The organism is Natronospirillum operosum, from assembly GCF_004768465.1.
GTDB lineage: Bacteria > Pseudomonadota > Gammaproteobacteria > Pseudomonadales > Natronospirillaceae > Natronospirillum > Natronospirillum operosum.
The window spans coordinates 1-12,528 of record NZ_SRMF01000015.1; the positions used below are offsets into that span (position 1 = coordinate 1).

15 protein-coding genes are annotated in these 12,528 nt (G+C 59.2%); 11 read left to right on the forward strand and 4 right to left on the reverse strand.

Features of this window, described 5'->3' with window-relative positions:
• Window positions 1-122 precede the first annotated feature (122 nt).
• Both E4656_RS19000 and dksA read right to left on the reverse strand, forming a co-directional pair.
• On the reverse strand, window positions 123-581 hold the full coding sequence (locus E4656_RS19000) for a hypothetical protein (protein ID WP_135484908.1): 459 nt from the start codon (window positions 579-581) through the stop codon (window positions 123-125).
• A 222-nt stretch (window positions 582-803) separates the two neighbouring features.
• Window positions 804-1,211: an RNA polymerase-binding protein DksA gene (gene dksA / locus E4656_RS19005; protein ID WP_135484909.1), complete on the reverse strand. Its 408-nt coding sequence runs from the start codon at window positions 1,209-1,211 to the stop codon at window positions 804-806.
• A gap of 133 nt (window positions 1,212-1,344) precedes the next feature.
• Between dksA and purU the strand changes: the two genes are divergently transcribed.
• From purU to E4656_RS19030, 5 genes are all read left to right on the forward strand, one after another.
• Window positions 1,345-2,199 carry a formyltetrahydrofolate deformylase gene (gene purU, locus E4656_RS19010; protein WP_135484910.1) on the forward strand — a complete coding sequence of 285 codons (855 nt, stop codon included), beginning with the start codon at window positions 1,345-1,347 and terminating at the stop codon, window positions 2,197-2,199.
• Window positions 2,200-2,274: 75 nt separating this feature from the next.
• Window positions 2,275-2,601: a protein tyrosine phosphatase family protein gene (locus tag E4656_RS19015; RefSeq protein WP_135484911.1), complete on the forward strand. Its 327-nt coding sequence runs from the start codon at window positions 2,275-2,277 to the stop codon at window positions 2,599-2,601.
• Between the two features lie 10 nt (window positions 2,602-2,611).
• Entirely contained in the window at window positions 2,612-2,938 is a 327-nt protein-coding gene (locus E4656_RS19020; RefSeq protein WP_167856150.1) for a YqcC family protein, read from the forward strand.
• Window positions 2,939-3,076: 138 nt separating this feature from the next.
• A complete protein-coding gene (locus E4656_RS19025; protein WP_135484913.1) occupies window positions 3,077-3,661 on the forward strand; it encodes a Fe-Mn family superoxide dismutase in 585 nt (194 codons plus the stop codon).
• A 121-nt stretch (window positions 3,662-3,782) separates the two neighbouring features.
• Window positions 3,783-4,781 (forward strand): coiled-coil domain-containing protein, encoded by a 999-nt coding sequence (locus E4656_RS19030; protein ID WP_135484914.1) that lies wholly within the window; start codon window positions 3,783-3,785, stop codon window positions 4,779-4,781.
• Between the two features lie 22 nt (window positions 4,782-4,803).
• Here the strand turns inward: E4656_RS19030 and E4656_RS19035 are convergent, their stop codons facing one another.
• Window positions 4,804-5,202, reverse strand: a complete 399-nt coding sequence (locus tag E4656_RS19035; protein WP_135484915.1) for an acyl-CoA thioesterase — start codon at window positions 5,200-5,202, stop codon at window positions 4,804-4,806.
• Window positions 5,203-5,350: 148 nt separating this feature from the next.
• Between E4656_RS19035 and E4656_RS19040 the strand changes: the two genes are divergently transcribed.
• Window positions 5,351-6,466, forward strand: coding sequence for an AI-2E family transporter (locus tag E4656_RS19040; RefSeq protein ID WP_135484916.1), 1,116 nt, complete (start codon window positions 5,351-5,353; stop codon window positions 6,464-6,466).
• Window positions 6,463-7,152, forward strand: coding sequence for a methyltransferase domain-containing protein (locus tag E4656_RS19045; RefSeq protein WP_135484917.1), 690 nt, complete (start codon window positions 6,463-6,465; stop codon window positions 7,150-7,152). Before E4656_RS19040 ends, E4656_RS19045 begins: the two co-directional genes overlap by 4 nt.
• Here the strand turns inward: E4656_RS19045 and cfa are convergent.
• The gene (gene cfa / locus E4656_RS19050; RefSeq protein ID WP_135484918.1) at window positions 7,134-8,282 is read right to left on the reverse strand and encodes a cyclopropane fatty acyl phospholipid synthase; all 1,149 of its coding nucleotides are present in this window, start codon (window positions 8,280-8,282) and stop codon (window positions 7,134-7,136) included. The two genes, E4656_RS19045 and cfa, sit on opposite strands and share 19 nt — an antisense overlap.
• A 381-nt stretch (window positions 8,283-8,663) precedes the next feature.
• On the opposite strand from cfa, the gene E4656_RS19055 reads away from it, so the two are divergent.
• The 4 genes from E4656_RS19055 to E4656_RS19070 all read left to right on the forward strand — a co-directional run bounded on the left by E4656_RS19055 (window position 8,664) and on the right by E4656_RS19070 (window position 12,504).
• The gene (locus E4656_RS19055; protein WP_135484919.1) at window positions 8,664-8,912 is read left to right on the forward strand and encodes an EF-hand domain-containing protein; all 249 of its coding nucleotides are present in this window, start codon (window positions 8,664-8,666) and stop codon (window positions 8,910-8,912) included.
• 136 nt (window positions 8,913-9,048) lie between these two features.
• Window positions 9,049-10,509, forward strand: a complete 1,461-nt coding sequence (locus tag E4656_RS19060) for a sensor histidine kinase (RefSeq protein ID WP_135484920.1) — start codon at window positions 9,049-9,051, stop codon at window positions 10,507-10,509.
• Window positions 10,506-11,171 (forward strand): hypothetical protein, encoded by a 666-nt coding sequence (locus E4656_RS19065; protein WP_135484921.1) that lies wholly within the window; start codon window positions 10,506-10,508, stop codon window positions 11,169-11,171. The genes E4656_RS19060 and E4656_RS19065 overlap by 4 nt, the downstream gene beginning before the upstream one ends.
• Window positions 11,158-12,504 (forward strand): sigma 54-interacting transcriptional regulator, encoded by a 1,347-nt coding sequence (locus E4656_RS19070; RefSeq protein WP_205849284.1) that lies wholly within the window; start codon window positions 11,158-11,160, stop codon window positions 12,502-12,504. Before E4656_RS19065 ends, E4656_RS19070 begins: the two co-directional genes overlap by 14 nt.
• Window positions 12,505-12,528: the final 24 nt, after the last annotated feature.

The window sequence follows — 12,528 nt, forward strand, 5'->3', positions numbered from 1 at the left end:
AAACGTTGTAGCCATTTTACCGAAAAACAGCTGGAAACGCAGCATTCATGCGGGCTTCTCTATTGTTCAGGGCCGACGGTTTCGGATCAGCAATTGATCAAGGAAGTGGAGCGGGTGCTGACCTAGGTTCCTGCGGCCTGATACATAGCCATCTGGCCCTGTACCGCACGTACATTTTCCACCGTCGTCAGCACAGGCTGCAGCAGGCGCTGCAGTTGACCGCCGGGCTGTTCTTCCAGTGCGGTGCTGATGACCTGGCCGGCATCGTAACGCAGCCGGTCTGACAGCTTCTGGGCCACTTCAGTCAGTGCCATGGCCTGAGAGGGTGAAATCCAGCCCCGTTCATACAGGGCCTGACGCAGGTCGCTCAGCTCGGCAAACCCCACGTCTTCAATCTGTACATCCTGCGCCAGCGCATGCAGGTCATACAGCCGGTCACTCCAGAACACAGCGTCATCCAGCCAATCACCCTCGGCAACCGGCTTGTCCGGCAGCGCCTGCGCAGACTCTGCCTGCTGCAGAGACTGCAGGTGATTGCCCAGATTCTGGTTCTGTGCGTAATGACTGGCCCCAACCTGCACGGCTCGACTCCTTTGCGGTGACTGGCATGAAAGTTTGCGTTCCAGACATCACGGAGCAATTTCCCTGCCAACCTGCAAAAGGCAGGTACAGACAGTGGACACGGGGGGTAAGGCGATCATGGGTGAAACAGGGCGGCGGCGGAAGAGGCAGAGATTTGCCGTTTTCTGCTGCCAGCGGAAACCAGGCGGCTGCCATCAGCCGCCCATGCAACCTGGGACGAATCAGTCGTCCCGGTAATTCTGTTCCTTGCGCTCCTGGCGCATCTTTTCTTCCGCGCAGAGCGTCGCGGTCGGACGGGCCAGCAGACGACGGATGCCAATCGGTTCGCCGGTCACGGCACAATAACCGAATTCACCCGAGTCCAGGCGTTTGATGGCTTCGCCAATCTTGGGCAGCAGTTTGCTCTGCCGATCCAGAAAGCGGAGTTGCAAACGTCGCTCTTCCTCCAGCGCCGCCTTGTCCAGCTCATCCGCTTCATACTGCATGTTCTGCAGTTCCTTGCGGGAAGTGTCGATTTGCTGGCGAATGTCTTCGGCCATTTCAGTGAGCAGATGACGGAAGAACTCGACCTGTTCTTCATTCATGTACTCTTCTTCAGGTGCCGCAAGCAGCTCTTCTTCAGTCAGCATGGTTATCTTCCTACTGTCACCATGGGGCGCCCGATCACGGGTCATCCCTTATAAAACGGGGACGCATGATATATCATACGCCGCTGGTTGAATAGCATCACACCGACCGTTTACCCAGCAGGATTTCAACTTCATGGAACATGTTTTCCGCCTCACTCTGGCCTGCCCCGATCGGGTCGGCATTGTCGCCCGCGTCAGCAATTTTCTCGCCCAGTACAATGGCACCATTACCGAGGCCAATCAACATGCGGACCTGCAGGAAGGCTGGTTTTTCCTGCGCAACGAAATAAGAGCAGATTCCCTGCCCTTCAACATCGAGACCTTCCGCCAGGCCTTTGCGCCCATTGCCGATGACCTGCAGATGACCTGGGATGTGCATGATTCCCAGACCAGACGCAAGGTGGTTCTGCTGGCATCAAAGGACAATCATTGTCTGGCCGATCTGTTGAACCGCTGGCACGGTGGTGATCTGGACTGCGACATTCCCTGTGTGATCGCCAACCACGATCACCTGCGCGGGCTGGTCGAGTGGCATGGCATCCCCTTTCATCATGTACCGGTGGACCCCGCCAACAAGGCGGTCCACTTTGACCGCGTTGCCGAACTGGTCGAGGCGGCCGGGGCTGATACCCTGGTGCTGGCCCGCTACATGCAGATCCTGCCGGCCAGCTTCTGTGCCCGCTGGCCGCAACGCATCATCAATATCCACCACAGTTTTCTGCCTTCCTTTATAGGTGCGCGCCCCTACCATCAGGCGTTCGAGCGTGGGGTCAAGCTGATCGGCGCAACCTGCCATTATGTGACCGACGACCTGGATGCCGGTCCCATTATCGATCAGGATGTGACCCGAGTCAGTCACCGCGATGATGTCTCCGAGATGATCCGGCGCGGCAAGGATGTCGAACGGGCCGTACTGGCACGGGGCCTGCGCTGGCATCTGGAAGACCGGGTGCTGGTCCATGGCAACAAGACTGTCGTCTTTGAATAGCGTTCGACATTCGCATTGGCTAATATGGACTGCACATTTCTTCTCCCGCAATGACGACTGTCACAGGAGTCCGCCATGAAATATCAGGCCTTGAGTCCCCGCTATGCAGTGGCCCCGCAGATCGAGCCGCAGGATGTCACCACCATCAAGAGTGATGGTTTCAGTATCGTCATCTGCAATCGGCCCGATGGAGAGGTCGACGGACAGCCCAGCGCCGACAGCATTCGCGCTGCCTGCGAAGAAGCCGGACTGACCTTTGAATTCTGCCCCATGACCGGACCCAATGCTGATCCGGCCGACGTGGCCAGGCTGCGCGAACTGCTGCAGGGTGAAAGCAAGATATTTGCCTACTGCCGTACCGGCAATCGCTCCAGCGTTTTCTATCAGCTGGCACAGGAATAGGCCCGTCGGCATGACCCCGGAGCGCAACTACATCCGGACGCTGCTGGAGGACCTCAAAACCGAGCTGCACGATCAGGGTCTGTGGTCCGACGAGCCGCCACCGGTCGAGGCCCTGGACAGCACGGAGCCCTTCGCTGTGGATCAGCTGCGGCTTGAGCAATGGCTGCAGCACGTCTTCATCGGGCGCCTGGAAGCCATTCTGGACCACAGCGCACCCCTGCCGGAGCGCTGCGAGGTGCTGCCTTACGCCGAACAGCAACTGACGCACCTGGACCGTCCGGAGCCATTGCTGCGCATTATCGGCAAGCTCGACATCATGGTCAGCCGCGCCGTCTGACGATTGCAAAAACCCAGTAATCAACTCAAGTAATTTGGTAAGCCCCTTGGGTTTCGCTATAATCGACCCCACGTATTAGGGCGACGCGTCAGTGATCACCTGATGCTCCATTCATCACGACAATCGAGGGATTTCGACATGGCATTTGAGTTACCCGAGCTTCCGTACGCGAAAGACGCTCTGGAACCCCACATCTCCTCTGAGACTCTGGAATACCACTACGGCAAGCACCACAGCACCTATGTGACCAAGCTGAATGGTCTGGTTCCGGGCACCGAATTTGAAGGCAAGTCACTGGAAGACATCATCAAGACATCTTCCGGGCCGGTATTCAACAATGCCGCCCAGATCTGGAACCACACCTTCTACTGGCACTGCCTGAGCCCGAATGGCGGTGGCACTCCGACCGGCGCCCTGGCTGACGCCATCAATGCCAAGTGGGGCTCCTTCGAGAAGTTCCGCGAAGAGTTCGACAACAAGGCTGTCAACAATTTCGGGTCTTCCTGGACCTGGCTGGTCAAACTGGCCGACGGTTCTCTGGACATCGTCAACACCAGCAATGCCGGCACGCCGCTGACCGAGTCCGGCATGACACCGCTGATGACCGTCGATCTGTGGGAACACGCCTACTACATTGACTACCGCAACGCCCGTCCGAAGTATCTGGAAGCGTTCTGGAAACTGGTCAACTGGGAGTTCGCTGCAGAGAACTTTGCCAAGTAAGGCTCTGCCATGCTCTCGCAAAGGCGCCGTAAGGGCGCCTTTTTTGTGCCCAATCCGATGGTTGTTACCTGCCCAACTGAACGTATAATGGCCGATCAGGTTTTCTTGCAACGGTACCGCCATGACCCGAAACAAACCCAACGACCTGAGCGACCTGCCTCGCATGGTCCCCGATCGGGATGAAATTGCCCGTCGCCGCAGTGGCGGCAATGGTGGCAACAGCGGCGGGCAGCCGCCACCCCCCGGCGCTCAGGGGCCCGGTCACCAGGGCGGGCCCTCACTGTGGCCACTCTATACGCTGTTTTTACTGCTGGCAGGCGGTACGGGCTACCTGGGCTACGAGTACTGGCAGGCCCGTGCGCAATTGCAGGCCGCCGAAGTGGCTCGGGCCGAAGCGTCGGACCGGATCAGCGAGCTGGAAAACCAGCTCTCCGCCACCGATGAAAGCCTGACACTGAACGAAAGCGCCATTCAATCCAATTTCAACAACATTTCTGCTGAAATCCGCCGTCTCTGGGATGTGGCGGATGGTCGCAACCGGGAATGGATCAGGGAGAACCAGTCGGCGCTGGCCGAGCTGACCGACCTGCCGGAGCAGGTGGCCGCTTTGGGCGAGCGCCTGAATCGCCAGGAATCGCAACTGGCAGAGGTCTTCGATGACCTGGAAGATGAAATTGCCAGCCGTCAGGCCCTGAGCAGCAACCTGCAGGATGCGCTGGAGCAACTGACCGGGCTGTATACCAGTGTTGCCGAGCTGCAGGGCCGGGAAGACGAAATCACGGCGCGCCTGGATATCGTCAGTATTCGTGTTGAAGGCGCAATGGAACAGACCACGGCCATCAGTCAGGAACTGAATCGACTGGATGAGGATCTGGACGCAGTCACTACACAACTGCAGCAGGAAGCCGACGCCCGGGCATCACTCAGCGACTCGGTCAGTCAGTTGCGCAGCCGACTCAATCTGCTTGAAGAAGGCGGCATCAGCGACGAGTTCGGAGACCTGATCGAGCGCGTGGAGGCTATCGACATCGCCCGCACGGATACCATTCAGCGCCTGTCCAATCTGCAGTCACAGATTGCCGACCTGCGCCAGCGCATGGAATCGATGAACGATAACTGACACCGGCAGCGAGACCGCTGCTTCAGGCCGGCAGCAGCCCCCCCAGCAGATCCGCCGGCGGAAAGGGCCGGCCGCGTTCATTCAGTCCCGCTGCGGTAATTCTGGCCCGCACCATCAACTGACCGTCGGCGCGGACAATATCCTGCTGAAAGTCAAAGCGCAGGCGCCCGTTCTGCGCCGTGTTGATACCGACAAAGAAGTCGTCTCCGGGACGCAGCGACGCCTTGTAATCCAGCTCGGCCCGCACCACCACCAGATGAATCCCGCGCCGGGTCAGCTCGGCAAAATCCAGGCCGCAGCTGAGCAGAAACTCGTGGCGGGCATGCTCCAGATACTGCTGATAGACCGCATTGTTCACGATACCCTGCAGATCACACTCGTAGTCGCGGACCCGCAGGTCCAGCCGATACTGATAGGCCATCTCTTCTCCTCTGAGCCTCCGTGGCCGCACAAGATTACCCGTCGGCAACCGCCAGCGCAAAGCCGGGGCCGTCCCGACCGGATTGGTTGCAGTCACCGGGTCCTCGGTTGATAATGCGCCCACTACTGGCCAGGGATATCGCCACATCATGTCTGCATCGACACTGCACGAGAACACCGGACTGCGCTGGCTGGTCGGCATGGCCAGCGTCATCGTCATCATTGCGGCGCTGAAGTCGGCGGAAGCCATCGTCATCCCGATGATGCTCGCACTCTTTATCAGCATCATCAGTATTCCACCCCTGCGCTGGCTGACACAACACAAGGTGCCGCCCATTCTGGCGGTGCTGATCATCCTGGCCGTTATCGTACTGATCGGCAGCATACTCACCATCATAGTGATCAGTTCTATCGACACCCTGATGGACCGATTGCCCGATTATCAGGAACGACTGGAGTCCTATCTGCTGGATATTCTGCCGCGGCTGGAACAGTTCGGAGTGCCGGTTGAATGGGAAGCGCTGGTGGACCAGTTCAATCCGGGTCAGGCCATGGACATTCTGGGCCGGGCGCTGTCCGGGCTGGGCAATGTGCTCACCGGTATCTTCCTGGTGGTCTTTATCGTGCTCTTCATTCTGCTGGAGCAAGCAGGCCTGCCGCAGAAGCTGCGCAAGGCGTTGCCCAATGCCGACCGTTCACTGGCCAACACCTCCGGCTTTATCCGCCAGGTCAACAAGTACCTGGTCATCAAGACCAGCATCAGCCTGGTCACCGGCATCGTGATCGCGACCTGGCTCTGGTTCCTCGGGGTCGATTTTGCCATCCTCTGGGGCCTGATCGCCTTTCTGATGAACTTCATTCCCAATGTCGGCTCGCTGCTGGCCGCTATTCCCGCTGTCCTGCTGGCCGTGTTGCAACTGGGTTTTGTCGATGCCTTTGTCGTGGCCATGGGCTATGTGGCCGTCAATATCATATTCGGTGCCCTGATCGAGCCCAGGCTGATGGGCAGCGGGCTGGGGCTGTCACCCCTGGTGGTTTTCCTCTCTCTGAGTACCTGGGGCTGGCTGTTCGGCCCCGTGGGCATGTTCCTGTCCATACCCCTGACCATGATTGTCAAGATCGCCCTGGAGGAAAACAGGTCCACCCGCTGGATAGCCATCATGCTGGGCAATGCCCGCGACGAGCTGCCTGTTGATGTAGATGCGGAAGAACGCCGGTCAGCCGATCCCGACCGCACGGAAGAGAATACCCCGGCAGCGCAATGAGTGCCGGCAACTCGCGCGCTGTCGACAGCAATCAGCAGGGGCCGCACGACCACCTGCTGTCGACCGTGACGCGCTTTCGTCAGGATGACCGGTTTCGCAAGCCCATTGCGCCCTTCAATCAGGAGGCCTTTGCTCAGGTTGGCCGCTGGCTGACCGGGCATGAGAACGACTGGATTCTGGATGCAGGTTGCGGCACGGGCGTCAGCACCTGTGAGTTGGCGCGCCGCTTTCCCGACACCCTGGTGGTCGGTGTCGATCGTTCGGAACAGCGCCTGCGGCGACAGAAGACCACACCCGAGAATGCCCGCTTCGTGCGCGCCGATCTGGTCGATTTCTGGCGCCTGGCTGCAGCGGCGCGCTGGCGGCCCAGAGCACAGTACCTGCTTTACCCCAACCCCTACCCGAAAAAGCAGCAGTTCAAGCAGCGCTGGCATGCGCATCCGGTGTTTCCGGCCATAGTCGGCCTGGGCGGACAACTGGTCTGCCGCAGCAACTGGGCGCTCTATGTGGAAGAGCTGGCACTGGCGCTGGGCCTCTATGGCATCGACTGCACCCGGACCCGGGTCAGCACTCCGGAGGGGCTGTCGGCCTTTGAGCGGAAATACCATGCCAGCGGCCAGATTCTGTGGGAACTGCGAGCCAGGCTGGCCCCCTCTGACGCGCTCGCTCAGGATACTCGTCGATAACCGCCGCGCGCTCCGTCAGCGCTGAACACCACCTGCCACAGCTGCGTCACGCGGGCCCGAAATGCGCCGGCGCAGGACAACAGATAATAGCGCCACATGCGATAGAAGGTCTCACCCAGATCAGCCTCGAAGCGGTGCCAATTGGCCTCGAAATTGGCATGCCAGGCCATCAGGGTGCGGTCATAGTCAGCACCGAAATTATGCACATCCTCGATTACCAGCAGGCCTTCGGCGGCCTGGGCAATCTGCGCCAGTGACGGCAGGTCGCCGTTGGGAAAGATATAGCGGTCCAGCCAGGGGTCCGGCGGCGAGCTGGTTTTCAACTTGCCGATGGTATGCAGCAGGCACAGGCCACCGGGCTTGAGACAACGCCGGACGACCTGCATGAAGGTTCGGTGATTCATGCGACCGACATGTTCGAACATGCCGACACTGACGATGTGATCGAACTGCTCCTGTATATCCCGGTAGTCCATCAACCGGAACTCGACCGGCAGCCCCCGACAGCGCTCTTCACCCAGCGCAACCTGCTCTCTGGATATGGTCAGGCCGACACACTCGACGCCATAGTGCTCCGCCGCATAACGCATGAAACTGCCCCAGCCACAGCCGATATCCAGCACGCGCTGACCCGGCTGCAGGTTCAGCTTGCGACAGATCAGATCCATCTTGGCAATCTGGGCTGCATGGAGGGTGTCAGCCTCGGCCCAGTAGCCGCAGGTATAGGCCATGGAATCATCCAGCATGGCGGCATAGAAATCATTGCCCAGATCATAATGCGCGCGGCCCACTTCCCAGGCCCGATGCCGGGTCTGCCGGTTCAGCAGGCGGGCCTTCAGGGCATGAAACGCCAGGCGGTAGGGGTTGATACGATAGGACAGCCGGTGCTGCAGAATCCGGTAGATGGTCTCGTCCAGCTGTTCGGCATCCCAGTCACCCGCCATATAGGTTTCTCCCACACCCAGGCTGCCATAACCCAGCACACGTTGCGCCAACTGGGGATTATGGATGGTGATATCCCATGGTCGCTTGCCATCGGTACCGATGTCGGCCAAGGCAAGGATTTCGGTCAGGGTGTCCAGATCACGGCAGCGTGGCCGGCGCGAATCGAGAGTCTGTTGAGAACTCATGATGCCGATTTCCCTGTCTGTTTTTCCATCAGTCTGCGAAGAGATGTCACAAATGTCCAGATTGTTTGTCTCTATCATCCTGATAGCGGAGCCTTGCGGCCGTGGCGTCGCTGAGCTTTCAAGACCCGCTGTTGCCAATCGGATACAGTCCAAGCTGTTGATTTTAAATACTTTTTACTAAAAGCCCTGCAGACTGTCTCCATATGGCGACAGTCCGCGTCGTGAAAACCCTCCCATATTCAGTCCATGACCATTTAACTCATTGATATAAAAGGGTTTTTCAGAACTGGCACGACCCTTGATATAGACAGAGTGAGTACACAACCGGGGTGCCCTGAAGGCCCCCCCGATCACCATCACTCTGAACGAGGAGTAATCATTATGAAAAAGTCCATCTTTACCTCAGCAGCAGCCGCCTCACTTGTGGTAGCTTTTGCTTCATCTGCCGTGATGGCAAACGATGAGCTGTTTGAACAGCTGGATGTCAATGGCGACGGCGTCATTACCCTGGAAGAAGCTCAGGCTCATCCGGACGTCTATGATCAGTTTGACGATCTGGATTCCGACGGGAGCGGTGAACTGACTCCGGAAGAGTTCGAGGCGTTCGAACCTGACGAAGACATGTTCTGATCTGATTCAGAGCGGTATCCGGCTACCGGGTGCTGCTCTGGCACAGCGACGGCTCCCCCATCACCCCTTTTGGGGGCCGTCGCTGTACTCGTCCGGGCTCCGAACTCGTCACAGCACTTAAAGGAACCTGGTCGACATGTTCGCCCTGCTAAAACCGGCGTCTCTGCGCCAATGGGTACTCTCCAGCTTTGTCCTGGCCCTCATCCCTCTGGTAGTGCTGCTGTGGCAAGGTCACCGCGCATTCAACACCGTCAGTGATCGGGCCCTGCAGGAATCTCAACTGGCTGTTGATCAAGCCCGGCAAATGGAAAATCTGGACAACCTCATTGTGGGTATCGAGCGAGCTGTACGCCAGCATATGGTCATTGACAGCGAGCCGTCACGGAACAATGCGCTGGAACAGATACGCCTTTATCGGGAAGACCTGAATCCCACCTGTGCCAACCTGTTAACCGATCTCTGTCACGAGCAGAATGTTCAGTTGGACACTCTGACCGCTCAAATGGACCCGTCAGACAATCTGGACGTGGAACTGGAGTCGCTGCGGATCCAGCATACCCAGATTACCGAGCAAGCCTGGCAGCATCTGGATGAGCGGCTGATTCGGCATCAGGACTTTGTGGCTCATCAACAGCAATCGCTGGTCTGGCAGACCATTGGCCTGGTTTTGCTGACCCTGGTTTTTGTGGCCTGGGCCAGCCGACGCATCAGTGCCCCTATTCAGCGCCTGGACCGGATGATCCGTGCCATCGGCCAACAGAATACGCAGCCCTTGAAAGCCAATATTCGTGGCCCGCGTGAACTCAATGATCTGGGCCGGCGCCTGAGCTGGCTGTCGGGTCGCCTGCAACAGCTGGAGGCCTTGCGACTGGCCCTGCTGCGCCATGCATCCCATGAACTGAAAACACCTCTGGCCAGCATCAAGGAGGGTTGCTCTCTGCTGTCAGACGAAGTGGCCGGCGCTTTGACGCCGCGCCAGGCTGAGGTGGTGAGCCTGCTCAACGCCAGTACCGACCGCCTGTCACAGCTCACCGAGCAGCTTCTGGACTACAACCAACTGCTGCAACAGAGTGCCCCCATGCCCTCTGACGTTGACCCGAATCAATTGATTGAACACACCCTGAAGCAACATCAACTGTCCCTGCAGCAACGCCAGCAGACCGTCACCGTCGATTGTGAGTGTGATCAACTGATCACCGACGCCACCCTGTTTCAACGCATGCTGGACAACCTGATCAACAATGCGCAGGCCTATGGCGACACCCGGGGACAGGTTTCAATCCGGCTGTATCCGCAGCACAGCGCCATGGTCCTTGAAGTCGCCAACACCGGCCCGGCCATACCCGAGACGTTGCGAACGTCGGTGTTTGAACCGTTTCAGCGCGGTCAGGCCCGGCGGCACGACGCCCTCTCCGGGTCCGGCCTGGGGCTCTCTGTGGTGGCCGACTGCGCGCGCTTGCTGGGTGGCACAGTGAGTATTGTCGACACCCCCTCATTCGACACCTGTGTGCAGGTGATTTTGCCACCGCTGGACACACTGGCGCCCAGCGCCACCCCAGACGAACACTCATTGCTCACCGAAGGATCCAGCGCATGAGAATATTTTCGCTTCTGGTCATGGCGGCACTCATGGCCGCCTGCAGCCAACCACAGCTCATCACCCAGGCACCGCCCACCCTGGGCCCAGTGTCCCCATATGGCGGTCTGGATTGTGATCCCCGTTCGGAGGTCGCCACCCTGATCACCGGTTCACTCTGTGACCCCATGAACTGGCTGACCGCACAATACCAATTGCAGGCCCTGTCACCTGACGAGCGTCGCGCCCTGCTGCTCACTGAGCCTCTGGACGGCGACTACGGCCTGATGGTCATGGCCCTGCTGCACAGCCAGCCCGACAGCCCGACGACGCTGAGATCACTGAGTCAGGACGCCTTGCAGGCGCTGTTACCCAGGGCACCCCACGATCTGTATCTGCATCTGCACCAGCTGTCCCGATACAATGGCGCCCTGCTGGAGCAGGAACACCGCCTGGCCGAGCAGCACCGGGCGCTGATGGTCAGGGGAGATGCCCATAACGCCCAACAGAGAATCATTGAGACACTGCAACAGGCGCTCGCTGCCACCCGGGAACAACTGGCAGAAAAGCAGGCGCAGGTGGAAGCTCTGACCGACATCGAATCCAATCTGGGCGGTGACCGGGACAATGACCGGACGTTGCCACAACCACTGGAACTGAGGCTGAATGATGACGACGAATGATCACATTCCGGCCAGTCTGCTGCTGGTAGATGACGATCCCAGCCTGCTGCGGTTGCTGTCCATGCGCCTGGAAGACGAAGGTTATCAGGTGCTCACTGCAGACAATGCCGAACGCGCCCTGTCCCTGCTCAACACAAAAGTTATTTCTCTGGTCATCACCGATCTGCGTATGCCCGACACCGATGGCATGGCCCTGTTTGAACAGATCAACCATCGCCGCCCCGGCCTGCCGGTGATCATCATGACGGCCCATGGCTCCATTCCCGATGCGGTTGATGCCACCCAGCGTGGCGTCACGGGTTTTATCACCAAACCCCTGGATCATGAAGAACTGCGCACCCTGCTGGATCGGGCCCTGAGTCACCATGTGAGCTCGGGAAATGCGGCCTGGCGGCGGGACATCATCACCCGCAGTCCGGTCATGGAGTCTTTGCTGGAGCAGGCCCATCAGGTAGCCAGAAGTCGGGTCAGTGTATTGATCACCGGCGCCAGCGGAACGGGCAAGGAACTGCTGGCTCAGGCCATACACCGGGCCAGCCCCCGCAGCGACGAACCCTTTATTGCCATCAACTGCGGCGCTCTGCCTGAAAACCTGCTCGAGTCCGAGCTGTTTGGTCATGCCAAGGGGGCCTTTACCGGCGCGGTTAAAGCCCAGGACGGCCTGTTCCGGGCCGCCGACGGCGGCACCCTGTTTCTGGATGAGATTGGCGATATGCCCCTGTCCTTGCAGGTCAAACTGTTGCGGGTACTCCAGGAGCGCCAGATCCGCCCTGTGGGCAGCAGCGAGACCATCCCGGTGGATGTGCGCATCGTCTCGGCCACCCACAGGGATCTGAAAGCCGCCATGGAAGCCGGTCAGTTTCGTGAAGATCTGTACTATCGGCTCAATGTAGTAGAGTTCAATCTGCCCGGACTGAGGGAACGGGCCGAGGACATTCCGTTACTGGCCCGTCATCTGTTGCGTCAAAGTGCCCAGCAACACGGGCTCAATGTACGCGGCTTGTCCGACGACGCCCTGCAACTGCTCACCACTGCCGACTGGCCGGGCAATGTCCGCCAACTGGTCAATGTCATCGAACAGTGTGTCGCCCTCTCACCCAGCCCGGTAATCAGCGCCTCACTGATGCGACAGGCGCTGTCAGAGAATACCGGGCACTGGCCCACACTCAGCGAGGCCCGGGACGAGTTCGAGCGGCGTTATCTGGTGCGGGCCTTGAAGATGACCGAAGGCAACGTTACCCAGGCCGCCGAGCTCTGCGGTCGTAACCGCACCGATCTCTACAAACTGCTGAAAAAGCACGGCCTGACGGCGCAGGAAATCAAGGCGGGATAAGCCACCTGCCATTGCGCGGTGCCA